The sequence below is a fragment of the Moritella viscosa genome (genome assembly GCF_900120065.1).
GTDB lineage: Bacteria > Pseudomonadota > Gammaproteobacteria > Enterobacterales > Moritellaceae > Moritella > Moritella viscosa.
Genome location: NZ_FPLG01000114.1, coordinates 42,889 through 68,354 on the forward strand (window position 1 = coordinate 42,889; position 25,466 = coordinate 68,354).

The window sequence follows — 25,466 nt, forward strand, 5'->3', positions numbered from 1 at the left end:
GTTATTTTCATTGCTTAATGACTAGGAAATTAGTAGGTAGTAGCGTTATGAACTTATTTATCTTGGTGTTTTAGATTTCAATATTTGAATGAAAATTCGATGATAGTTGTTATGGCGCGACTTAATTGATCTATATCATGGTGAAAGTAAACCAAGGTAATATTATTCGACACTATCGACAATACATTATATTCTCTCGAGCTTTCCAACTTATGGTCCTCTATTTATTATGAAATCTATCTTTAAGCCGTTATTATTCGTTTTTGTTTCTTTTTTTGCCCTTGCTGGTTGCAGCGAAGATAATGGCCCTAAAGAAGGAAAAGAATATTCAATCATTCCAACAGCAATGTCTGATATACCTGATGTTGTAGAAATATTCTCTCTTGCATGTGGAAATTGCCGGAATATGGAATCATTGATTCCTACAATTGAAGGTATGGCTAAAGTAGATATAGCTAAAACCCATGTAACATTTAATGAAAGTGCACAACGTTCGGCTTATGTTTATTATGCAGCAGCAAATCAAAATGGTGGTAAACCGAGTTCAGAGATGATGGCAGAACTATTTGCCTACACACAAAACGGTAGTGATGATCATGGGCATGGTGGAGAAGACGTTAAAAAAGAAGCTGCAGAAGTAATAACGCCAGCACAAAAAAAAGCACAGATGATTGCAATATTTGAAAAATACAATATGAAGAGCCCAATCGATTTCAGTGAAGCTGAACATGAAGCTGTATATCAGAAAATGGTTAAAGCAGAAGAAATTGTGACTAACGCTAATATCGCATCTGTACCTGTTTTCTTAGTCAAAGGTAAGTACTTAGTTAATTCGGGTGCACATAAAACATTAGAAGATTTGGCAGCGACTATTACTTATTTAAGTGGTTTAACTCAATAGTATTAAATAAATCATTATCATAGTAATAACCACTAAAAGGGCTACATTTATGTAGCCCTTTTTTTATATTACCTTTCATTCAAAACTATATTGTATTGTTTGTGAGCGCCAGTAATTACGTATGATGGTTGTTGGCTATTTGTGTGGCAAAATTGTTTTATAACAGTAGACATTATGTTTAATGAATTTTATTATCTCCAGCAATATTAGACAGAGAAGTATATAAAATGGCATTAGCAGCAATTGATTACCATGCAGAGAACGGCGGCGAAGCGTTTGTAAAATCACTTCGTGAAACAGGCTTTGGTGTATTAACTAATCACCCTATTAATCCGGCATTAGTCCAAGCGATTTACACTGAATGGCAAGCATTCTTTGAAACTGAAGAAAAGCACGATTTTTTGTTTAAACCTGAAACGCAAGATGGTTTTTTTCCTGCAACGGTTTCTGAAACAGCAAAAGGCCACAGTGTTAAAGATATTAAAGAGTATTTCCATGTATATACTTGGGGTCGTATTCCTGAGTCATTAAAAGAAAATATTCTAGCGTATTACGAGCAAGCAAATGCACTTGCTGCTGAGCTACTTGACTGGGTTGAAAAATTTTCACCAGCTGAAGTATCTGCAAAATACAGCATGCCATTGTCAAAGATGGTTGAAGAAAGTACACGTACATTACTACGTGTATTACATTATCCTCCAATGACAGGTAATGAAGAAGTTGGTGCTATTCGTGCTGCCGCGCATGAAGACATTAACATGCTAACTGTGTTACCTGCTGCTAATGAGCCAGGTTTACAAGTACTGAAACAAGATGGTACATGGTTAGATGTACCAAGTGATTTTGGTAACATTATAATTAACATTGGTGATATGCTGCAAGAAGCATCTGGTGGTTACTTCCCATCAACAACGCACCGGGTGATTAACCCAGAAGGCGCTGATATGACTAAAGCGCGCGTTTCGTTACCGCTATTTTTACATCCTAATGCAGAGGTTGTATTATCAGACCGTTATACTGCAGATGAGTATTTAACTGAAAGATTGCGTGAGTTGGGTGTTCTTTAATATTCTACTTTAAGTATGTAATAACGAAAACATCAAGTATCACTTGGATAGTTGATGTTTTCGTTTATTGTTTAGTTTGCGAATAAAGATTGATAATTCACAATACCTAGTTCAGATACTAACACTTGTGTTGCTTGTGCATGACTCATCTTAGTCCCTATTTCTTCAACTAATATCATCGCTTCTATATCTGCCAATTCATATCCCGCTAAATTCAAATTAATTAATACTGATTGCAGTGGCGATAAAGATGGATTAAATGCCGCATTTTCAATATAACGGCCACTAATCACTGTCCCATTCGTCGTTTTTAATGCAATACCTGCATGGCAATGGCTGTAAGGTGCATAGCTCGTATTTGCGGCCTGTAGAGCCACATTAGCAAGCGTTGAATTACTATCATTAACTGCTGAGTTGGTATTAAATGAAAGTGATACCGCTTCTGCAGTAAGAAGGGGAGAGGTTACACCTAAGTCACTTGGGCCAAATGAATCGGGTAATAGGACTGACAGTGGTTTGCTACCGCTGGCTTCAAGGTTCACAATCAATTCGTTTGCGCAGCTTAATTCATTCATAAACTGGCGGCAGTGACCACAGGGGCTTGCGGTAATTGTAATATCTAAAATTTCTGTTTCATGGTGACTAAATATATTATTGATAGCGGCTTGTTCAGCATGAACACTGTTGAATAATGCTTGATTCGTAAATTCATAGTTAGCACCGAAATAGAGATTACCAGATCCTGCTCGTGCAATTGCTCCGACATTAAACTCTGAGATCGGTGCAACAGAATAGGCTGCAGCGAGGGGCAATAAACTGAATAATAATTCAGGCGTTTCAAGTGCGGAGTGCAGTTGTAATAAGTCGACATCGTCAGCGCTAATGACACCTTTAAAATCAGGTTTAGAGATTATAGGTAGAATATGGCTTTGAAGTGATTTAGGTAAACTAGAAAGTGCTGTTTGAAGATTGTTTTTCATAAAAATTGGCCTTATTAAAAAGTGGCACTGAATAGAGAATTAAATTCTATCTGTGTGCCACTTTGCAACTAAATCCAATTTATTACAAGGTTAAAGCTCTAAATTATAAAACTTTTAGTACTAAACCGTTTAGATAATAACCTTCTGGATAGAAGCTAGCCGTTGGGTGATCACCTGCTTGTGATAAACGCTCAACGATATAAGCATCTCGACCAGCATCCAGTGCTGCATCCGCAACAATTTTCTGGAATAAACCATCTTCCATAAGACCTGAACATGAGAATGTTAACAGCGTGCCACCTGGCTTAAGTACTTGCATTGCCACAAAGTTGATGTCTTTATAACCACGACAAGCACCTTTCATTTGCGCTTTGTTTTCTGCAAATTTAGGTGGGTCAAGAATGATGGTATCAAATGTACGGCCTTCTTCACGGTATCTACGTAGTAGTTTGAATACGTCAGCACGTTCGAATTCTGCTTTTGAAAGATCTAACTCGTTGTGTTCCATATTGCGTTTTGCAATGTCCAGCGCAGGTTGCGATAAATCAACATTAGTGATTGATTTTGCGCCAGCTTGTAGTGCGTAAACACCAAAACCACCTGTGTAAGAGAAGCAGTTAAGTACGTCTTTGCCTTTTGCATATTTTGCAGCAGCTTGACGGTTATCACGTTGATCAAGGTAGAAACCAGTTTTATGGCCACCTTTAATATCAACCTCAATTTTAACGCCATTTTCTTCGATGACAACTACTTCTGGTGGCTCTTCACCTTTAAGGACACCTTGTACTAGTTCTAGGCCTTCTTTTTTACGCACGGCTACATCTGAACGTTCGTAGATGCTGCATTCTGGGTAAAGAACACTTAATGCTGCAACAAGTGTGTCACGGTGAAAATCTGCACCCGCTGATAATAGCTGACATACCAAAAAATCGTTATAACGATCGATCGTTATACCTGGCAGGCTATCAGATTCAGCTGCGATTAAACGGTAGCCAGTTAGACCTTTTTCTTCGATTAATTCATCACGTAGTGATTGTGCTTGTTTGATGCGCTTTTCAAAGAATGCTTGATCGATTTCTACGCCACGGTCGTAATGCCACACACGTACACGAATTTGAGATTCTGGAGAGTAGCTGCCAGATGCTAGCCATTCACCACCCGCACTCATGATATCAACTGTGTCACCAGCTGCTGTTTCGCCTTTTACTTTTGAAACTGCGCCAGAGAAAATCCACGGGTGTCTACGTTTAAGTGCTTTTTCTTTGCCTTTAGCAAGGATAATTTGAGCTGTCATTTAAATCTCTTATTCTTCTATAGTAAATAGATAAAAAGGGACTCAGTGTGAGTCCCTTTAAAGTGAGTAATAATAATAGCGATGAAACACTATTTTTATGACTAAACCGTCTTACATTACGCGCATGCCAGGTTCAGAACCTTCATCCGGGTTAAGTACGAAAATATCGCTGCCGCCAGGGCCTGCGGCAAGTACCATACCTTCTGACATACCAAACTTCATCTTACGCGGTGCTAAGTTAGCAACCATAACCGTTAAGCGACCTTCAAGTTGCTCTGGTTCGTAAGCTGATTTGATACCAGCAAATACTTGACGCGTTTCGCCGCCTACATCTAAGGTTAGCTTAAGTAATTTCTTAGCGCCTTCAACATGTTCAGCTTTTACAATTTTAGCAATACGTAAGTCAACTTTTGCAAAATCATCAAATGCGATCATTTCACCAATTGGCTCATCTTTAAGGTGCTTATCAGAAGCAAGATCAAGCGGTGTTTCTTCAACAACAACTTTTTCTTCTTTCTCTTCTTCAGCAACCACTAAGTTTTGTTTAGATGCTTCAACCATCGTTTCAACTTTGTCCATTTCAACACGTTGCATTAACGGTTTGAACTTGTTGATTTCGTGGTCTGTTAATACTGTTTTGTAGCTATCCCAATTGAAATCATCGTTTAAGAATTTTTCAACTTCAGCAACCATTTCTGGTAGCACAGGTTTCAAATAAACCGATAAGATACGGAATAAGTTGATGCCCATAGTACAAACAAGGTGCGCTTCTGCTTCACAGCCTTCTTGCTTAATAAGTTGCCACGGTGCTTTATCTGCAATGTATGCATTTGCTTTATCAGCAAGTGCCATGATTTCTTTAATCGCTTTGCTAAAATCACGTGTTTCGTAATATTGAGCAATAGTATCGCCAGCAGCAACGAATTCAGCTAATAATTCAGGTTCTGAAATTTCGCTTGCTAGTTTTGCATCAAAACGTTTGTAGATGAACCCAGCTGTACGACTTGCAAGGTTTACTACTTTACCTACAACGTCAGAGTTTACGCGCTGTGCAAAATCTTCTAGATTTAAATCTAAATCAACAATCTTGTTGCTTAGTTTTGCTGCGTAGTAATAACGTAGGTATTCTGGGTTTAGGTTGTCTAGGTAAGTACGCGCCATAATAAATGTACCGCGTGATTTAGACATTTTCTTACCGTTTACAGTAACAAAACCGTGTGCAAATACACCAGTTGGCTTACGGAAACTCGTGCCTTCAAGCATTGCAGGCCAGAATAGGCTGTGGAAGTTAACGATGTCTTTACCAATGAAGTGATAAAGCTCAGTCGTTGAGTCTTTTTTGAAGTATTCATCAAAATCAAGGTCGTCACGACGATCACAAAGATTTTTGAAACTACCCATGTAACCGATTGGTGCATCTAACCAAACATAGAAGAATTTACCTGGTGCATCAGGAATTTCGAAACCAAAGTAAGGTGCATCACGGCTGATATCCCACTGTTGTAGGCCAGCTTCAAACCATTCTGCAAGTTTATTCGCGATTTCATCTTGTAATGTACCTGAGCGTGTCCATGTTTGTAACATGTCGCCAAATGCAGGTAGATCGAAGAAATAATGCTCTGAATCTTTAAGAATTGGTTCTGCACCAGAAACAACTGATTTTGGAGAGATTAAATCCGTTGGAGAATACGTTGCGCCACAGTTGTCGCAGTTATCACCATTTTGATCTTCACTCTTACATTCTGGGCAAATGCCTTTAACAAAACGGTCTGGTAAGAACATTTGTTTTTCAGGATCGAATAGCTGTGAAATTACACGTGTTTTGATATGACCATTGTCGCGTAGACGCGTATAGATCATACTTGCAAGTTCACGGTTTTCATCACTGTGAGTTGAATGATAGTTATCAAAACCAACATTGAAATCAGCAAAATCAGCCATATGCTCAATTTTAGTCTGCGCGATCATTGCTTCCGGCGTAATGCCGCGCTCTTGCGCTTTAAGCATGATTGGTGTGCCGTGGGCGTCATCTGCACATACATATGTACATGTGTGACCACGTTGCTTTTGGAAACGAACCCAGATGTCAGTCTGGATATACTCAAGCATATGGCCTAAGTGAATAGGGCCATTGGCATAGGGTAATGCGCTTGTTACTAAGATTTTGCGTTCTGATGTCATAAAAATCTGATTCATCTTGTGGTGAAAAATAAAGTTATCCGATGTTACCTGATACGACCTATAAAGCATAGATGTTAGACTAAAAACCCTGCGATTTTTAGCGTATTTATTTGTGATTCTTTGCTTTATCATTGATATAGTAGATTAATAAAGTATAAATGCTTAAAAGCTAAACACTTACAAGCTCAAATAAAGAGGCGGTTATGGATATTGCAAAGATCACTCAGCTCGTTGGTATTTTTCAACCTAAAAGTTGGTTAAAAAATATTGGCGACAGTAATGTATTAGAAACGATTAGCAACAAGGATGGTTGTGTTGAGATTCAGATACGTTTGCCGTTTCCATCGTTGGATTTTGAACACGAAGTTAAAACTAAATTAGAACCAAAAGTAGCACTAATGAGGGGCGTAGAAAGCGTTCAATGGATTATAAAGTTAGACATTGCGACTTTAGCTCGTTGTAATGACGCGCCTGCGATTCATGGAGTGAAGAATGTAATTGCGGTTGCGTCTGGTAAAGGTGGCGTCGGTAAATCAACGACAACCGTTAATACAGCACTCGCATTGGCTAAAATGGGTGCGAAAGTTGGCATCATGGATGCAGATATTTACGGGCCTTCAATACCATTAATGCTTGGTGTGAGTGATTCTCGCCCAGAGCAGTACGATGGTAACAGCATGAAAGCTATTGACGCACATGGATTAGCGGTTAACAGTATTGGGTTTATTGCGTTACATGATCAAGCGATGATCTGGCGTGGACCAATGGCGAGTAAAGCATTAATGCAGTTGTTAAGTGAAACCCATTGGGGTGAACTGGATTATCTATTTATCGATATGCCGCCGGGCACGGGTGATATTCAATTAACACTGAGTCAAAACATACCAGTAACAGGTGCGTTAATCGTATCAACCCCACAAGATGTTGCACTTGCTGACGCAGCTAAAGGCATTAGCATGTTTAGACAAGTAAAAGTACCGGTATTGGGTGTTGTCGAAAACATGAGTACGCATATCTGCAGCAACTGCGGTCACGAAGAAGCTATTTTTGGTACGGGTGGTGTGGTTAAAATGGCGGCTCGTTTTGACACTGAATGTGTTGCTCAATTACCGTTACATATTGACCTGCGTGCGGATATTGATGCGGGTACCCCAACTGTTGCGGCACGACCTGATTCTGCATTTTCAGCAATTTATGCGCAGTTAGCAAATGATATTGTTAGTAAAATGTTTTTTCAAACGCACACAATATCAACAGAAATCCCAATTAGGTTAACTTAATATGGGTATATTGTGACTTAATGTAGATTAATTATAACTTAATATAGGTATTTTTCGGTTTACTCTAGAATGACAGACTATAAATTTCTATAATAACGAAGTCTTAAACCCTAACGGATCATTTTATAAATGAATAATACATCTAACTCTTGTGTGATCATCGCAATCGCAGGTGCTTCTGCATCTGGTAAAAGCTTACTTTCGTCAACAATCTATAATGAGCTTGTTGCTGAATTTGGTGAATCACAAATTGCAGTCATTACCGAAGATTGTTATTACCGTGATCAAAGTCACCTCGAGATGGAAGAGCGAGTTAAAACAAATTATGACCATCCACAAGCGATGGATCATAAGTTATTGTGCAGTCATTTACAGGGTTTAAGTGACGGCAAGGCAGTAGAAATACCTACGTATAGCTATACAGAACATACGCGTATGGCTGAAGCAACTAAATTGACACCCAAGAAAGTGATCATCTTAGAAGGTATTTTGTTACTGACAGATCCAAATATCCGTAACATAATTCACGCAAGTGTATTTATGGAAACACCGTTAGACATTTGTTTTATCCGTCGTTTACAGCGTGATGTTGCTGAACGTGGCAGAACAATGGAATCGGTAATTGAACAATACAATGACACGGTTCGTCCAATGTTCTTACAGTTCATTGAACCATCAAAACAATATGCGGATCTTATTGTACCGCGTGGTGGTAAAAACCGCTTCGCGATTGATACATTAAAAGCAAAAATTTGCCAGTTATTAAACAACTAAATGTCTTAGTATCAACGCGAAAAGCACTATAATTAATACCAACCACAATAAATAGATGATCACTCTTTCTGGTAAAACAGACTCTAACAGAGTTGTTAATTTTGTAATTAGAATAACTAGTTACGGTAATTAACGCCTTGTTATTGTCAATTTTCCCAGCGAAATAATTGATCACTTATTTAATGCAATTGGTATAACACTGCACTTATTAAAGAGAGAAAACATGCGCCTGTGTGATACAGATATTGAAAAATACTTAGATGATGGTCGAATTTCGATAGAGCCAAGGCCTGAGCAAAGTAAAATTAGTGGCGTAAGCGTTGATGTTACTTTAGGTCATGAATTTAGAGTCTTTCAGGCACATAATGCGCCTTATATTGACTTGAGTGGTCCAAAAGAAGAAGTTGCTACCCAACTTGATAAAGTAATGAGTGATGAAATCGTTGTTCCTGACGGTGAAGCCTTTATTTTACATCCCGGTGAATTTGCTTTATCTGTGACGTTTGAAAAAGTAACGTTACCAGCTGATATTGTGGGTTGGTTAGATGGACGGTCATCATTAGCGCGTCTTGGTCTTATGGTACATGTAACGGCACACCGTATTGATCCAGGCTGGTCTGGTCGTATCGTACTTGAATTTTATAACAGTGGTAAGTTGCCGCTAGCACTACGTCCGAAAATGACTATTGCAGCGTTAAACTTTGAAACACTGACCGCGCCTGCTGCACGTCCTTACAATCAACGTAAAGATGCCAAGTATAAAAACCAGCATGGTGCTGATTCAAGTCGTATTAACCAAGATGATAATGACAACCAAAGTGCATAATGGTTACTCAGTAATATAATGAGTAGCTTGGATATATAAGTTCTTGATACATCACTTAATTCAAATATAAAAATGCCCATCACCGTTAAAGTGATGGGCATTTTTTGTTTTATAATTCGTTTTGTTTTATTAGCTTATCGTAATTAGAAGATAAGATGTGCAACGCCGGTGATAATCGGCAGTGTTATGATTGTACGTAGTACGAAGATAACAAATAAATCGACGATGTTAACCGGGATTTTACTGCCTAACAGTAATGCACCTACTTCTGACATATAGATAAGTTGCGATACCGATACACCCGCAATGATGAAACGAGTCATGTCATTTTCGAGAGAAGTAGCAAGAATACTTGGTACAAACATATCGGCAAAACCAACCACTAACGATTCAGATGCTTGTGCCGCTTCTGGTACGTTCATGAATTGAAGATAATACATAAATGGTTTACCAAGAATCGCAAATAGAGAGGTGTATTCTGCGATTAACAAACCAATTGTACCTATTGCCATCACTACCGGTAAAATACCAAACACCATATGTGCCGCATTTTTTAGACCTTCGATAAATACAGCTTGGTACGAGGTTACTTTTGATGCGCGCTCAATTGCTTGGTTAATACCCCATGAGAAAACATTATGGTCAGTAGGAATTGACTCTAAATCATGGGTCTTTTTAGTTCCATCGATATAGATGTCTTTCTTCCAGCATAACGGGGGTAATTTAGGTACGATGATCGCAGCTACAATGCCCGATAATGTAATTGCTAAGTAATAAGGTAAGAAGTATTGCTCTAAATTCACTTGTGCGATAACAACAAGGCTGAATGTTATCGATACAGCCGAGAATGTGGTGCCAATAACGGCCGCTTCACGCTGAGTATAGAATTTTTCTTGATACTGTTTATCGGTCAATAAAATACCAACGCTGCCATCACCTAACCAAGAGGCGATACAGTCAACCGCTGAGCGACCTGGTAGATTGAAAATTGGACGCATAATCTTTGTACATAGCGAACCACACAGCTCTAGTAACCCAAAGTTAAGCAATAAAGGCAGTAGCAGGCCTGCAAAGATGAATACTGCAAATAGAGTCGGCAGCAAGTCATTAAGCACAAGGCCACCGGTATTTGCATTCCAGATATATTCTGGACCAATCTGAAATACAGTCGCGATAGTAAATGCACAACTGATAATTCGAACGGCTAGCCAGAGTGGTGTCGGCATGAATAACTCATGGAGGAATTTACTCTGAGTAATAAACTTAGGCTTAAGTAAAACCGCTAATGTTGATGCCAGCGCCATAAATGAAATGATGACGGTAATGATATGAAGCAAATAACCGTCGAGTGCTGCCATGAGTACTTTTGCTAACAACGCGACTGGAATTGTCATGTCACCTTCATAAGTCACCGGGGTCATAAATAAAAATAAGCCGATTAATGAAGGCAGTAAAAATCGTAATAATGATTTATTACCTGTGTGTTTCTGAGCATCTGTGTTTGTTTTATTTAGATTACGCGGTGATTCCGCGTAAATATTATTATCTTTCATTGAATTGTTCCCTTTTATAGGACTAATTACTGATTACCAGATCGATATAACAGTATTGTCACTAAGTATTCCATCTTCCATTTTTTTAAGATTAGGTGTTTTTAACTGCCGTAAACTTAATTGCTGGAGATAGTAACTGCGAACATACATGCGAGAAACATATTATTAACACCATGTGTCGGGTGTCATGAAAATAAAATCTTTTATGTTACTTTAGGTGTTTCATGTCACATAAATAGATTTTAATGTAGGCCGATTGTATTGATTAGTGTGATTTTTCTAGTTTTATATATCGATATTTAATAGATATGCAGTAAACGTGATTATATTTTCGTGTTTTGTCTGTATTTGTGAATAATGTGTAAATAACTAAGTTGATTTTATGTTCCTTTTTTAAGCTGATTTTTCGTATCACTGAATATATGAGTTATCTTCTATAATCTAAATGCACTTTGCTTACCTTTTATGTCGGCTCGGGCTTTTATTGGGTATCTTTCTGCCTTTCTGGTAATTACATGATATTCTTAGAGTCGATAGTGTAAACATAATCTTCTATGTGTTGTCTTAGTTGATTAAGATATATTTCTATAAGGTGGTTTCAGGATGAAAAAAGTACTCCTTGGTATTAGTGGGCTCATTGCGATTATTATCGTCGTGGGATTTATTGCAATTAAGTTTTTAGTTAATGAGGAGCTAATTAAAGATAACTTAATAACGCAAGCAAAGCAGTTCACTAAACAAGACGTCACAATTGAAGGTAATTTAAATTTAACTTTCTATCCACAAATTGGTTTTGAGCTAGGAAAAGTGACTTTATTCAATAAGCATGAATATGCAGATTCAAAGCAAGCTGAAGTTAAAAGCGTACAGGTTGCTGTCGAACTGATGTCACTATTTACCAAAACGATAGTGGTAACAAATGTGGAAGTGGATGGTTTGACCGTTAATGTCGAAACATTAGTCGATGGCCGTAATAACATGGATGAATTATTTGCCACATTATCACCACCAGAAAAGCCATTATCAAACGACGATATTCAAGCGATTAAAGTCACACCAGAAGGTGAAATTGCGAAGAGCGAATATAAGTTTGTGATTAAATCGGTGAATATCTCCAACGCACAATTATCATTGAATAACCGTCAAGATGGTACCTACCATAAATTATCTGACAGTAGCTTAACCGTCGGTGAGTTTGCCTTTGCTAAGCCTGTTGCGATTACGTTAGCTGCAAATTACCGAACCAATGACTTAACGGCTAAACTAAAAACAAGCATGATATTAACGATTGATGAGCAATTTAATGAAATAAAATTATCGGAGCTTGATAATAAACTCGCGTTAACGGGTAAGTTATTACCGCGACCAGAAATGAATATTTCATTGCAAGGTGACATGACATACGATAATGCTTATAAAACAATGAAATTGGCAGGACTTAAATTAGACGTTGATGAACTTAATATTACCGGCGATCTGTCTATTGATGTATTTTCAAAACCGAGCCTTGAATACAACTTAGCCATGAATAGACTTGTTATTGATGATTGGTTGCCTAAGACTGAGCCTGTACATAAAAAGAATACATCGAAAGCGACAAGTAAAAGCGTCACTCAGACCTCGACAGATAAGCAGGGGGAAAATTCCTCTGCAGACGTAGAACCTGACTTGAGTGCATTATCAAGTGTGAATCAAAAAGGGTCATTGACGATTACTCAAATTAAACAAGGCGAGTATGTCTTGGATAACGTTAAGGTACAGAGTAAGTTAAAAGACGGCATATTCCAGTTAACGAAATTATCGTCAGATCTTTATGAAGGTAAGTTAATGGTTAAAGCGTTATTAGACAGTAACAAGAAACCCGCTACATTTAATTTGAATAGTACGTTAGAGAAAGTACAGTCAGAGCAGTTGATTACGATCGCAGCAGGCAAAAAATTGTTAACTGGTTTGGTTGATGTTGACATGCGTTTAAGCGGTAAAGGGTTAACCCTGACTAAACTCAAGTCCGCGACGAAAGGGTCGATTAATACAAGCTTCTCTGACGGTGCTGTGCTAGGGGTTAATGTGGCACAAGAAGTGCGTAAAGCGATAGCTATGTTTGGCAAAAAACCTGTCGATAATACGGATCAAAGTGAACAGACTGATTTCAGCGCGATGGTTGCAAACTTTAAACTAAGTGGGGGTAAGTTAACATCGACAAAAATCGATTTGTCTTCACCCGCGATCAAGGTAGATGGTAACGGTTATGCGGATCTGATGCGTGAAAAGCTTGATTTTACTTTTGGTGCTTCGCTTGCTGAAAATATTGGTGGTCAATCAAGTTCAACAATGAAAGCTGTACGTGATATACGTCTTCCTGTTGAAGTGAAAGGCAGCTTTGCAACGCCAAGTATCAAGTTTGATTTTGGTGATATTACTAAACAAGTGATAGAACTTGAAAAAGATAAACTGATTGATAAGTATCTTGGATCAGATGAAGACAAGAATAAAATTAAGAATGAAATATTTAGAGGTTTGAAAAAATTATTCTAATCTGAGAATTAAGATAAGCAGTTTAAGTTTGGTTAGTTAGCGTAAAGCCTGCTAGTGAAAGATCACTAACAGGCTTTTTAATACGCTCATTTTAATTTTTTCGTTAGCCGTTATGCGCCAATTATTTTTTGACCATAAAGGTATAACTGTTGAAGTAGTTTCATTTTTCGCTCGTCATGGCTGTTTTCGATCGCTAATGCATCTAAACGTGCAAAATAGGCTGGGGCACTGTCTTCTAGCACAGTTCGGCAGTGGTCAAGCCATTTTTGTTGCTCAGGCATTGATAATAAATGCGGGAAGTTACGTGCTCGATAGCGGAAGAATAATTCATTAAAACGCGAATCACTGACTTTCAGTTGCAGTCCTGTAAGTTGCTCTGGTGCTGTTTCACGTAGTATTTCAAAGTTTGCTTTATCACCTGCACTAAAGAAACCATCGTAGATCATTGCATCCACATTGGTTGATTTTGGATATTCACGTTCTACTTGATAAACACCCACAACATTTTCACGCAGTGTTGCGCTTTCTTTTAAACGTTTTAGGTTTGCGAGGCAGGCGCTGCGATCAATCCCTAAACGTTCTGCGTTTTCAGGTAATAGAGTTTTCGCTGGCGCGAGTACTGGACACTTGTTGATATGAATAAGTTTCAGCGGGATAGGGGTTAAGTCACCGAGATCTTTCTTTGGCGTATATAAACGTTCGCGCAGTTCATCCGCGCTCAATTCTAATAATGGCGTAATGTCTTGGGCTAAGTCAGCTACAATCACAGCGTTGTTGTTGGTTGGGTGCCAAGCCAGTGGCACTACCCAGCTTGTGAATCCGCGATCTGCACCAAACATGCCGCTTACATGCACTAATGGTGTCATGTTGATGATATCAACCAAGGATTCAACTTTACGTTTGCTACGTAGGTTAAATAAGAAATCAAACAGCTTAGGTTGTTTTTCTTTAACTAGCTTCGCCATCGCGATAGTTGCATATACATCAGAAGTAGCATCATGGGCATTAGCGTGCTCAATGCCATTTGCGGCGGTTAATAATTCAAGACGCATACTTGGTAGACCATCATCATTTTCTGGCCATACAATACCTTCAGGGCGCAGAGCATAACAAGCGCGCATCAAGTCAATAATATCCCAGCGCGAATTACCATCTTTCCAGGTGTGTGCGTATGGGTCGTAGAAATTACGGTAGAAGATATTACGTGTTACTTCATCATCAAAGCGAATGTTGTTATAACCAATGATACAGGTGTTTTTTTGACTGAATTGCGCTTCAATACGTTTACTGAACTCTGCTTCACTTACACCTTCTGCTTGGGTCTTTTGAGGTGTTATCCCAGTAATCATGGCAGCTTCTGGCGAAGGAAGGTAATCATCTGATTGGCGGCAGTAAAACATATCTGGTTCGCCGATCACATTAAAGTCCATGTCGGTGCGAATACCAGCAAATTGAGAAGGGCGATCCAGTGACGGACTTAAGCCAAAAGTCTCATAATCATGCCAGTAAAAAGTGGGCAGATCTGTTGCTGTTTTGTTCGAATTGTTATCCATACTACGCCTTGTTCTTATTCATTTTTATCTAATTAGATGTTTATTTTGTTCTTGTTCTGCTTAGTTGGTTCATAAACTTGCATTACAATTTACATCACGTTTAATTTTCATTTCTAGTTGTTTTTAACACCGTAAAGAATGTTTCTAGGGTGATATTCAGAGATTAAGCTAAGCGAAGCGTGAGAGCAAGTTATTAAGCGTCGTAAATCTATGTTTGATGGTAATGACCGCAATCTTATTCAGAATAATCATCAATTCTAAATGTTTGATTGTGAGATGTAATATATAGGAGTGAACGTTGGATGAATATTCTAATTTATTGGCCTAGCATTGATGTGGCCAAGTGTTAATCGGAGGTACGAGTAACAAGCCGACGAAGAAAAGGTTCAGATTTTAAATTCCTGAGCAGTTAATGGGTAAATCTAAGGTGTATTGGTAGCCAAAACTTTGAAGTACTTCGGGTGTGATTACGAGTTTCTTTATTGAAGGTAGGTGAGATCCTACCTTCATGTCGAACATTAAATATTCATAAAATGACTTACTTTCCACAGTTGGAGGTTTACCATGTCTGCTGAAAAAAAAGCCTATTATCCTGAATCCGTAACGATAGAAGAACCTATAATTCCGAGTCAAGATAATTCACGTATTATTGAGCTTCCAGAACAGGATGCTAAATTACTCTCTGCAAGGGATATTAATAGCAAAATGGGTGATTTTGAAATCCATTTTGAAACGCTAACTAAAGATTTCTCTGAAGCTCAGGACGACTTGGGCTCAACTATTCGTTCATTACGAAGTCGCAACGCTAAACTTGATAAGAAGATTGAAAGCGTCGGTTCTAATTTAAGTCAATCTACTTTGGAACAAGTCAAGTTATCAGATGCCCTAGAACAGCGTATACAGACTAAACTGAATACACTAACTGGTGGATTTGAGGATGCGAATGAATCCATTATTGAACAGAGCGAGCAGCTCAAGCGTTTACTCACTGTTCAAGCTGCTTTTGAGGCAATGCAAAAACGGCTTGAAAAACATGCTGATGATGCTGACGAGGAACTACAAACACTCACTCGAGAATCTTATCAAAAAATTCAAGCTAACAAAGCCCACATAGAAGGATTGAAAGCACAGCATCAAGATCAGAAAACATCACTTGTCATATTATCCGAAGAACATGAATCACTAAAAAGCCAGGTTAACGATCTGGCTGATAAAGTCTATAGCATCGAGTTGAACGCGAGTCGCTTGAAGCGCTATACGCGAAAAGGCTTTAAAGTTGTTGCGGGTGTAGGTATTGGGGTGACTATTACTCTGGCCTCCGCGATAACGTTGCTTGAATTGAATCCTACCGCTGTCCCTGAGTTTGTAAAAATTGAATTGTCCGAATTGACATCATCGTTATCGACGCTTAATAACTCAGTGACCGAAATTAAAACTGAAACGGCACTGCAATCAGAAATTCGTAGCGAATTAATAGGTGATGTCGCAGATGTGAAGACAAAATTTGCTGAACTCGAAGCCAAGACTGAAACCATTGATGAACGACGTAGTGCAGAGCGCTTAGCATTACAGTCCCAGATAGAAAAGAGCACTGTTCAGCTAGGTCATCTCACAGCGACTCTTACATCAGTTCAAACGGATATGGATGACTTGAAGTTTCAAGTTGAAGGCCCAGGAAATAAAAATGGAGCAGTAACACAACCGTTAGTACCACTTAATAATGTTGGCTGGATAGCCCAGCGTAATCCTGCTCACTATACAATTCAGTTGATGGGTGCTTATGACGAAAGCTACTTAGTTTCTTATGTGAATCAAAATGAAATAGGATTGACTGGGAAATTACTTTCTTTTAATAAGAGCCTACATATTCAGCGTGATTGGTATAACTTGTACTACGGTGACTTTGCCAGCTTTACTGAGGCGCAGGCTGCAATGAGTATTTTACCACTTCGCCTGAAAACGAACTACCCATGGATCCGTAATTTTGATTCGATTTTGAAAAGTGCTACTAAGTAAAATTACGTGGCACGGTTGTACAGCAAAATCTTAGTCCATGTTTGAGTTAAGCACAGGTAGATGGTGAGTTATAATACTGTCTACCTTGCTTCTCTAATTGGTTAAGGATGATCGAGTAATCTAAAGTTCCAATTTTCGACGGTATTGGTTTCTAAGCATTTCCTTTAATAAATAAAATTTAGTCTGTCATAAGCACAGGGGCAATTCGAAACCTCAAGGAAAATCAGAAGAGTCTGATATAATCGATTCTAGAATCTTAATCGGCATCTACTAGGTTAAAAAATTATGTTATTATTTTTTAGTTTTTTCGAATACTAAAAAATTAATTTAGTCTAGTCTAAATAGAGCTGAAACTGCATATTTATGAGTTATCACATTATTTTTAAGTTTTTTTCGTAAATATGCTTTTAATCTCAGCGGCAAAGGTATAGAATTCCGCTCCTAATTTTTCTAGAAAGCTACTAAAATGTAGCTGGTTATCTGCAAGGTAGACAATGAGTCATTACACAGTTTTAGGTTTATCAACATGGTTCGAACTAGTCGAACGCATCGGCTCAGAAGCAGAAGCCAAGACGTATTTTTCAGAAACGAAACTGGTTGAGTATAACAACCGAACTTGCCTAGAGTTAGTTGAAGCAGGTATGTTAATGCATTTGAAGAATTGGTTAGCAGTACAATACCAAGAATTCAAATCAACAGGTGAACGTTTACGTCGTGAGCAAGTCTCACAGTCTACAAACTCTATCTCAAGTAAACTTTACTCGATAGAAGTGATTAGAACACGTCCACAAGTGGGTGGGCAACAAGTGCAACAAGCACAACAACAGAGACAACACGTTGCATCGTCACAATTTGCGACAAATCAGGTTCGTCCTGTACATGCAACTGCAACCCCTGCTGCTATTAAGCCGGAAGTTGCAAAACCTGTTGTTGCAGCTGCACCAGTAGTGCCACCGAAACCACGCGTAATTACGTCAAAAGCGCCAGCACCAGAAAAGAAACCTGCTGCTGCATCTATGGCTAACTTCTTTATGCGTCAGGTTCGTGCGACTAAATCTGAATTGGAAGATCGTAAGCACCATAATTAAGTGACGCTAGACGCGTACCTAAATATGTAAATGGCTCAGTAACAGGTATTATCCCACGACGGTGGAGATAGAACTTGTTACTGGGTCATTTTTTTATCTGCAATTTGGCAATTTATTTCTAAGTGGTATCACTTTATGCGCATTCATAATGTTCATCGATTAGCGACACAGCGTTTAGCTGACAGCACCAAACCTTTTAAAGCTCGTGGCGGTCGATTACGTCGTTGCGATTATTGCATGTTAGGCAAGCAGTTCTGTATTTGTGATCATCAACCACTCGTTAAGTCGACTGCTGGTTTTATGCTGGTGATGTTTGATTATGAAATGATTAAGCCAAGTAATACGGGCCGTTTGATTGCCGATGTGATTGAAGATACGTTTGCTTATCAATGGTCACGCACTGAGCCTAATCAAGAGATGATCGATATCATCAATACAGATTGCTGGCAGCCGTTCATTATTTTCCCTGAGGAGTATGTGGTTGAGCGTGAGCGGGTACAAACAGGGCCATTAATCATTGAATCGGGTAAACGTCCGTTATATATCCTACTTGATGGTAGCTGGCGTGAAGCGAAGAAAATGTTCAAAAAAAGCCCCTGGTTAGAAAGTATTCCGGTTATTTCATTTGATCCTGAGGTTGTTTCACAATATCAAATCCGTAAAGCAGCAAAAGACAATCAGCTAGCAACAGCAGAAGTTGCGTCACTTGTTCTCGGTCATCACGGTGAAGCACTAAATGCTGACATTCTTGCTTGCTGGTTTGATGTTTTCCGTGAACGTTATCTCGCAGGAACGAAACAGATTGACGTCGGTGTTGATGTGGCGCTTAAACGTTTGCATACATTAATGGCTTAGCTGTTATAGAACAGAATGGTTGTACGCATGTTGAAATGTGTACTGCCAATTTTGATACTTTCTACCTTTCCTTGTTAATTCTCTTTTCTTCTTAATATTAATAGCCTATATTCTTATCTTTGAGGTATTACACTCGATTTAACCCTTCATGGATAGAATATGCAGAGTAAAAATGAAATAATATTACCCATTCGTTGGGGAATTATCGGTTGTGGTAATGTAACTGAATTAAAAAGTGGTCCTGCATATCAAAAAGTCGATGGCTTTAAACTTTCAGCTGTGATGCGACGTAATTTTGACCTTGCTGAAGATTATGCCGTAAGACATAAGGTTGAAGCGTACTCATCAAATCCCGCTGATATTATTAATAACAATAATATTGATGCCGTTTATATTGCCACCCCTCCCGACAGTCATAAGTTTTATGCCTTGCAAGTTGCACAAGCAGGTAAACCTTGTTGTATCGAAAAACCGTTAGCACCAAGCTATGTGGATAGTCTCGAAATTTATAATGCGTTTAATGATAAAAATATTCCCTTGTTTGTGGCTTATTACCGTCGTTCATTACCCCGTTTTAATAAAGTGAAAGCCTTACTTGAAGCCGGCGCTATTGGCCAAGTAAGAACGATTAATGCATTTCTGAATAAACCCGCCAATGCATTAGATTTATCGGGGGAGTTTAATTGGCGAACAGATAAAGACGTCGCTGTTGGTGGTTACTTTGACGATCTAGCGAGTCATGGACTCGATCTGTTTGCTTATTTACTGGGTGAATTTGATATTGTTAAAGGCCTTGGTACAAATCAGCAAGGCCTGTATTCATCGTTAGATGCGGTATCAGCATGCTGGCAGCATAAAAGTGGTGTGACAGGCGTTGGAAGCTGGAATTTCGGTGGTTGTACAAGGGAAGATCGTGTTGTGATCTCTGGCAGCAAAGGTGAAATCCATTTTTCTGTTTTTGATGAAGCGGCTGTTATTCTACAAACCCTTACTCAACGCCAAGAATTCATCATTGAGAATCCTGAAAATATTCAGCTCTATCATGTACAGAATATGAGGGAGCATCTTGTTAATCATATTGACCACCCATCTAGCGGTAAAACGGCTTTACATACCAGTTGGGTAATGGAGCAGATATTAGGCGATAAATAACTGTGTCGAATAAGAATTATTGGGTGTTACGAAGACGTAAATGTGGTGGGTAACTGGTAAGTAAGATACTTATCTAATTGTATACTAAGTAGTTTATTTATTTTGTTTGTTGTGTTTTTGTAGTTTTCTCTCGAAATAGAGACTCATTTTATTTTAGAGCTTATCACAAAACTACCTCTTTATTTCCATTTTTATATCGTTTGGGTCAAATTTATCATAAATGAAAGACTGATGACTTTTTATATATGTAATAGTCATATATAAACAAGACAGTGTGTTTATGTTTGGTTGCTCACGTCGCTTATATGGATAAATAAGGTGTCTAAATGGAATTGCCTCCCAAAGAAATTATGTTCGAATATGTGCCAACTACGCAGGAGGTGGAAACGTTATTACAACAAACCCCTGGTGCTAAAATCAACATTGCTAATACTAAGCATGCCTGTGATATAAGCCAAATCAAGCACCTGACACATTATGGCTATTGTATTAATGGTATTAATATCGAAATAGATATGTGTGACGAATCAGAGCTAGAGCCTTTATGGTCATTTCTTGAATTGGATTTTTTACGTATAAGCTTTATCAGTAAAGACGTGCTAGAGGATGATTTTAAAGGTTTTTTAACTTGGCTCGAAAATGCGGATAAATTGGAAGCGCTGTCGCTCGAAACCCAACCGCTACATCATGAGAATGGGCTGCATTTATTGTCAATTTATTTTGCATCGTCTAAACAATTTCCAGTTTCTTTGTTTATCAAACATAAAGAGACAGCCATGGCAATTCCTGAATTACCGTCTTTGCAGGTGTTCCATAATGCCAGCGTAGAGATGAGTATCGGCATATTTTAGGTGACGTAAAAGTATAAGAGTGCAGGGGGATCGTAGTCTTGCACTGTTATTATCTTACGGCTCATGGGCCTCTAAAATACGCCGCATAAACGAGTTAAGTTGTTGTTGCTCATCTGGTGATAACACACTTAATACATTCCTTTCTTTTTGATGTAATTGCGGCATTACTGTTTCAATTAATTGCTTACCTGTACTCGTCAATTGCACCAGTTTACTGCGCTTATCTTCTAGGTTATCAACTCTTTCAATCAATTCTGCTTGGTTTAAGCGATGCAATACTTTGGTCAGTCCACCAGAGCTAAATATCATTGACTGAGATAGTGCCGTTGGTGACAGGCAATAAGGTATCGGGCTCCGTCTTAATGTCGCTAACACACTGAATTCTGCGCGTTGTAAATTATAACGTTGAACAAGCGTTTCCATTTGATTGTGAAATAGATTGCTGACTCGGAGTAAGCGTAATAATGCGGGAGAAACTGTGTCTGCGCATTGAGGCCAGTTTTCATCCATTGCTTCAAGTATGTCATTAATGCTATTCGTCATCATTCATCCTTATCTGTTTGATAGCCTCGATAATATATCTTGCTAGAAAGCTAAAGTCCAGTTACTATCTTTCTGGAAAGATAAGTTAGAGGCGTTAAAATGACAGAAAATAATGGTTCGGTACTTGCCACGAGTGAGATCAAAATTGATTCAATAGATAATACCGGAAAAATGAATAAGACACTGATTGTGACGTTGGCTGCGGTATTTGCGTTAACTCCTTTTACCATTGATAGTTATTTACCTGCAATGCCAACCATGGCAAAAGCAATAGGCGTTGATATTTCCTTGATGTCAGTGACAGTGAGCTTATACATCTTTGGATTGGCGATAGGGCAGTTAATCGGTGGACCTTTGTCAGACAAGAAAGGCCGTCGTTTTGCGATGATCGCAGGTTTAGTTGTGTTTGCGATTGCGAGCATATTATTAACCACAGCAAACAAAATTGAAGTCTTGTGGTTATGGCGTGTGCTGCAAGCTATTGGTGGTGGTATGGCCGTGGTTGGTGTCCCTGCAACAATTCGGGATACAACTAGTGGTAAAGAAGCCGCTAAGTTGTTTTCGTTGATTGCCCTCATTATGATGATTGCACCTTCCATCGCCCCGACAGTGGGTACCATTATTATGTCGTTAGGGGATTGGCGTTGGATCTTTTATATGCTGGCGATCATGGCTGTGTTGGTGGCTATTCTTGTTATGTGCTTTATGCCTGAACCAACGGAGAGCATTACACTTAAATCAGAGTCTTCAGATATACAGAAAAAGTTTGGGTTATTGTCGGTATTCAGTGAAAAACGTGCATTAGGTTTTATGGTCGCACAGGCGTTCGCCTATTCAGTGATGATGATATTTTTAACGAATGCGTCGATGATGTATATGGAAGTGTTTGGTCAAACGCCAAAACAGTTTTCAATGCTATTCTTTGCAAATATCTGTGGTCTGGTTGTTGTTAACCGCGCGAATACATTTTTATTAGCGCGGTTTGAACCCGAGGTTCTATTAAAAGGGTTTCTAAGCTTGCAAGTGTTGGGTGGCATAATATTAGTGACTGCATCTGTGATTGTGCCTGATGCTTTATATGTGGTTGTCGCCGGCTTTGTTATTGCTATTTCGGCAAATGGTGCGGTTATTTCAAATTCGAGTGCATGCTTTATGAAGCGTTTTGGGCATAATGCAGGGTCTGCTTCTGCAGTTTTAGGGGCAACTCAGTATACAATCGGTGGGACCGTGAGTGCATTATCTGCCTTTATTAGTCTGGGATCCATTCAGCCGGTCGTTATTATGATGTTGCTTTCATCTATGATTGCGCTTACAGGCGCCACAATTTCGGCGGCTTATTGTCGTAAAACTGTTTCATAACAGTATTGAACAATGGCTGGTAAAGGAACTACCAGCCTTATGGCTTACTGCAGATAAATAAACAGTGTAATTATTCATTTAGTAACTTCGCGCATAATTTTACAAAGTCAGATGAGGTTACAATACCAATTACTTTGTTCTGATTATCAATGACTGGAAGACAACCGAGTTTATTACCAATAAAGTATTCAACAACAATTTTAAGCGGTTCATCTTCGGTTAGCTTCTGAAAGTCTGATTCCATTAAATCTTCGATTAATTGACCACGTTCTTTTCTTGCTAGTATGTCAGTACCGTATTTGTTTATCATTGAAATAACAGTGCTGATCATTTTTTTATGAGTCAGAATACCAACGAGTGTGCCATCGTCTTCAGAGATAACGGGTAAATGGCGCACACCACGGGTTTGCATGAGTTCATGTGCATCTTTTAAACTGGCTTTATGGCTAATACAAATAATATTGTGTGCCATTATATCTCTTACTTTCATACATTCGTTCCGTGTTATGTTGTGCCGATTTATTTAGTATACCCAAATATTAATAGAATGCGATATTAAGATTAAAATAAGTATAAATGCATTCAATTTATCAGCAAGTTAATAGCAATCGTGTTGATGATTTAAATTTTATTTTAATAAGTTCGAGTGATAATTAACCAGAAATGTTAATTCTGTAATTTAATATACATATTAGTAATATAATATAAATTGTTGTTTGCTTTGCTTTCAATAAATATAATGGATTTACAATCATGCATATAAAAATGTTAATTATTGTTTGGCACTAATATTTTCATCGTTATTTGTTGATTGCGTTTCGTCATGTAACTGTATGTCATTACGGTGTCGTTGTTGATAATTGTGTGATAATTTAATTACTTATATTTATAGATGGAGTTAGTTATGAAGGGATCGGTCCTTGAGTTTGATATCAGAAGTAAGAACGGCGTTATTTCTGGTGAGGATGGATGTCGTTATCGATTTAATATGGATCAGTGGGTGAGCCCACGACCTCCCCAGGTTAACAGGAAAGTTAATTTCACTTTAAACTCCGGTAAACTTGTTTCAGCAAGAATGACTACAATGGGGAAATCAAAGAAAATGGGCGCTGTATTATTGGCTTTTTTCTTTGGTGTATTAGGCTTTCATAAATTTTATTTAGGATACCACAAGCAAGGTATTTGCATGTTGGTATTGTTTGTATTTGGGTATGTGTTTTTAGCTTTACCTTCGATGGTTATTGCGATTATTGCTTTGGTTGAGTTTGTTATCTATTTGTTTAAATCAGATGTTGAATTTGAACAAGAATATGTATTAGAAAACCGTCCTTGGTTCTAATCATCAGAGTTATTATACCGCGGTTATTTTCTCAATAGTATGTCCCGTCAGTGTACCCAACACTGTATTTTTACGCTTATCCGAACGTTGTTTTCGCACCTGTGATGCAACAAAATCTGCGACTTCGTTTGCTTCTAGTGGTTCTTTCTGCACAACAATGATCGGTAATGGTGCTGTGACTGTTTTTAATCCCGTTACTTTTACAATATTTGCTGCGGGTTGTACTTTTACAGGCCGACGAATACGTAATGCATGCTCTGGTGTCGTGGCTATTTTTTGATATAGCTGCATGAGTGCTAATTGGTTATCTGGTGTCGCTCTTTCTTGTTCAATCGTAATTTGTGCTAATAACTTTACCTTATCTGGTTGGTGTAATGAATCTTTACGCTGCCAACTAAAACGCACTGATTTAACTAACTCCTCGTCTACACAATGTATCTTTCGATATAAGTGTACAGTCATCACTCTTGGGCAATTATCGTGTATCGCGCTGAACCGTGCTTGGCGAGAGTCATTCTCGCTGACAACTGCATGCTCTATTTTCGCTTTTATCGTATTGATTGCATTAATCTGTGTAACGATTTTTTCTGTATTTTCGTGATCGGGATGTAAATGAATAATACCGACATAACGGCGAGCTGATTTTTGCGAAAATGGGTGTTTAATGTGAATGTCTTTAAAGGCTTCTGCGGCTAACTTCATTGCCAACATATCAGTCGTTAACTCGGGAATGATTTCGTTTATTACAGCTTGTTCTTGGCCTTTTAGTACTGCAGGGATCCGACTGACTAATGCCTGTACTGGCTGCGTATTTGCTAACAGTTTTTTTAATCGTTCTAAATCTGAAGTGAGTTGATCAAATAAGCTTTTAATATTAGTCATGTTTAATCCTATTGTTCGTTAATTTATGCTATTGATAACTAGCATAGTAACGAGTAGACCATCATGCAATAGGCTAGGGCGCAGGGTGATCGTTATGTGATCATCGCTGATCATTCGTTGATCGATCTTGTGATGCTACCAACTTTAAAGGTTTCAGTAGGCTTGGTTTTCTCTTTGAAATATACCGTTATTCAGTATTTATATTGTGATTGTTGACTTCACAATTCCTTATTTTTATTTATTGACGTACTTGGGCTGTGTTCGTACTCAAATATTATTATATAACAATAAAATAGCAGCGTTTAAGTCGGAATATGTGCAGAAATTTGGATGAAAATAAATGAGATTTAAAGAATGTTATTAAAAATAAAGTGAATTTTAAAAACGCACCAGTGTCAGTTAGTGTCAGTTAATGTTAGCTAGTGTAAGCGGCGTTA

At 38.4% G+C, this 25,466-nt stretch carries 21 protein-coding genes; 13 read left to right on the top strand and 8 right to left on the bottom strand.

All coding sequences use genetic code 11. The features are described 5' to 3' along the window. Window positions 1-229 precede the first annotated feature (229 nt). Together BT797_RS18375 and BT797_RS18380 are read left to right on the top strand one after the other, a co-directional pair. Entirely contained in the window at window positions 230-901 is a 672-nt protein-coding gene (locus BT797_RS18375) for a thioredoxin domain-containing protein (protein WP_170860788.1), read from the top strand. A 227-nt stretch (window positions 902-1,128) separates the two neighbouring features. Beyond that, window positions 1,129-1,968, top strand: coding sequence for a 2OG-Fe(II) oxygenase family protein (locus tag BT797_RS18380; RefSeq protein WP_075473125.1), 840 nt, complete (start codon window positions 1,129-1,131; stop codon window positions 1,966-1,968). 71 nt (window positions 1,969-2,039) lie between these two features. Here the strand turns inward: BT797_RS18380 and cdd are convergent, their stop codons facing one another. From cdd to metG, 3 genes are all read right to left on the bottom strand, one after another. Then, window positions 2,040-2,948 (bottom strand): cytidine deaminase, encoded by a 909-nt coding sequence (gene cdd, locus BT797_RS18385; protein WP_075473126.1) that lies wholly within the window; start codon window positions 2,946-2,948, stop codon window positions 2,040-2,042. Window positions 2,949-3,051: 103 nt separating this feature from the next. Beyond that, window positions 3,052-4,242: a class I SAM-dependent methyltransferase gene (locus BT797_RS18390; RefSeq protein ID WP_075473127.1), complete on the bottom strand. Its 1,191-nt coding sequence runs from the start codon at window positions 4,240-4,242 to the stop codon at window positions 3,052-3,054. A gap of 111 nt (window positions 4,243-4,353) precedes the next feature. Beyond that, window positions 4,354-6,423: a methionine--tRNA ligase gene (gene metG, locus BT797_RS18395; protein WP_075473204.1), complete on the bottom strand. Its 2,070-nt coding sequence runs from the start codon at window positions 6,421-6,423 to the stop codon at window positions 4,354-4,356. Window positions 6,424-6,626: 203 nt separating this feature from the next. Here metG and apbC point away from each other — a divergent pair, with 203 nt between their 5' ends. The 3 genes from apbC to dcd all read left to right on the top strand — a co-directional run bounded on the left by apbC (window position 6,627) and on the right by dcd (window position 9,303). After that, window positions 6,627-7,703 carry an iron-sulfur cluster carrier protein ApbC gene (gene apbC / locus BT797_RS18400; RefSeq protein ID WP_045110612.1) on the top strand — a complete coding sequence of 359 codons (1,077 nt, stop codon included), beginning with the start codon at window positions 6,627-6,629 and terminating at the stop codon, window positions 7,701-7,703. A gap of 129 nt (window positions 7,704-7,832) precedes the next feature. Beyond that, the gene (udk, locus tag BT797_RS18405; RefSeq protein WP_045110611.1) at window positions 7,833-8,477 is read left to right on the top strand and encodes a uridine kinase; all 645 of its coding nucleotides are present in this window, start codon (window positions 7,833-7,835) and stop codon (window positions 8,475-8,477) included. 223 nt (window positions 8,478-8,700) lie between these two features. Then, window positions 8,701-9,303: a dCTP deaminase gene (dcd, locus tag BT797_RS18410; RefSeq protein ID WP_045110610.1), complete on the top strand. Its 603-nt coding sequence runs from the start codon at window positions 8,701-8,703 to the stop codon at window positions 9,301-9,303. A gap of 143 nt (window positions 9,304-9,446) precedes the next feature. On the opposite strand, the gene BT797_RS18415 is transcribed toward dcd, so the two are convergent. Next, window positions 9,447-10,856, bottom strand: coding sequence for a YjiH family protein (locus tag BT797_RS18415; protein ID WP_075473128.1), 1,410 nt, complete (start codon window positions 10,854-10,856; stop codon window positions 9,447-9,449). A 603-nt stretch (window positions 10,857-11,459) separates the two neighbouring features. Between BT797_RS18415 and BT797_RS18420 the strand changes: the two genes are divergently transcribed. Next, window positions 11,460-13,391, top strand: a complete 1,932-nt coding sequence (locus tag BT797_RS18420) for an AsmA family protein (protein ID WP_045110608.1) — start codon at window positions 11,460-11,462, stop codon at window positions 13,389-13,391. Between the two features lie 110 nt (window positions 13,392-13,501). On the opposite strand, the gene sbcB is transcribed toward BT797_RS18420, so the two are convergent. Then, window positions 13,502-14,944, bottom strand: a complete 1,443-nt coding sequence (gene sbcB / locus BT797_RS18425; RefSeq protein ID WP_045110607.1) for an exodeoxyribonuclease I — start codon at window positions 14,942-14,944, stop codon at window positions 13,502-13,504. Window positions 14,945-15,508: 564 nt separating this feature from the next. On the opposite strand from sbcB, the gene BT797_RS18430 reads away from it, so the two are divergent. From BT797_RS18430 to BT797_RS18450, 5 genes are all read left to right on the top strand, one after another. Further along, window positions 15,509-16,960, top strand: a complete 1,452-nt coding sequence (locus tag BT797_RS18430) for an SPOR domain-containing protein (RefSeq protein WP_045110606.1) — start codon at window positions 15,509-15,511, stop codon at window positions 16,958-16,960. Between the two features lie 494 nt (window positions 16,961-17,454). Then, complete coding sequence (locus tag BT797_RS18435) at window positions 17,455-18,048, top strand: hypothetical protein (protein WP_045110605.1); 594 nt, start codon at window positions 17,455-17,457, stop codon at window positions 18,046-18,048. Between the two features lie 135 nt (window positions 18,049-18,183). Next, window positions 18,184-18,903, top strand: coding sequence for a tRNA-uridine aminocarboxypropyltransferase (locus BT797_RS18440; protein WP_045110604.1), 720 nt, complete (start codon window positions 18,184-18,186; stop codon window positions 18,901-18,903). A gap of 159 nt (window positions 18,904-19,062) precedes the next feature. Continuing rightward, window positions 19,063-20,055 (top strand): Gfo/Idh/MocA family protein, encoded by a 993-nt coding sequence (locus BT797_RS18445; protein WP_075473129.1) that lies wholly within the window; start codon window positions 19,063-19,065, stop codon window positions 20,053-20,055. Between the two features lie 326 nt (window positions 20,056-20,381). Continuing rightward, entirely contained in the window at window positions 20,382-20,906 is a 525-nt protein-coding gene (locus BT797_RS18450; RefSeq protein WP_045110602.1) for a hypothetical protein, read from the top strand. Window positions 20,907-20,960: 54 nt separating this feature from the next. On the opposite strand, the gene BT797_RS18455 is transcribed toward BT797_RS18450, so the two are convergent. Then, window positions 20,961-21,449, bottom strand: coding sequence for a MarR family winged helix-turn-helix transcriptional regulator (locus tag BT797_RS18455; protein WP_045110601.1), 489 nt, complete (start codon window positions 21,447-21,449; stop codon window positions 20,961-20,963). Between the two features lie 99 nt (window positions 21,450-21,548). On the opposite strand from BT797_RS18455, the gene BT797_RS18460 reads away from it, so the two are divergent. Next, the gene (locus tag BT797_RS18460) at window positions 21,549-22,808 is read left to right on the top strand and encodes a multidrug effflux MFS transporter (protein ID WP_045110600.1); all 1,260 of its coding nucleotides are present in this window, start codon (window positions 21,549-21,551) and stop codon (window positions 22,806-22,808) included. Window positions 22,809-22,878: 70 nt separating this feature from the next. On the opposite strand, the gene BT797_RS18465 is transcribed toward BT797_RS18460, so the two are convergent. Next, entirely contained in the window at window positions 22,879-23,298 is a 420-nt protein-coding gene (locus tag BT797_RS18465) for a CBS domain-containing protein (protein ID WP_045110599.1), read from the bottom strand. A gap of 414 nt (window positions 23,299-23,712) precedes the next feature. Here BT797_RS18465 and BT797_RS24340 point away from each other — a divergent pair, with 414 nt between their 5' ends. Further along, window positions 23,713-24,147, top strand: coding sequence for a TM2 domain-containing protein (locus tag BT797_RS24340; protein WP_170860789.1), 435 nt, complete (start codon window positions 23,713-23,715; stop codon window positions 24,145-24,147). A gap of 12 nt (window positions 24,148-24,159) precedes the next feature. Here BT797_RS24340 and BT797_RS18475 read toward each other — a convergent pair whose 3' ends face one another. Further along, on the bottom strand, window positions 24,160-25,029 hold the full coding sequence (locus BT797_RS18475) for a DNA replication terminus site-binding protein (protein WP_045110598.1): 870 nt from the start codon (window positions 25,027-25,029) through the stop codon (window positions 24,160-24,162). Window positions 25,030-25,466: the final 437 nt, after the last annotated feature.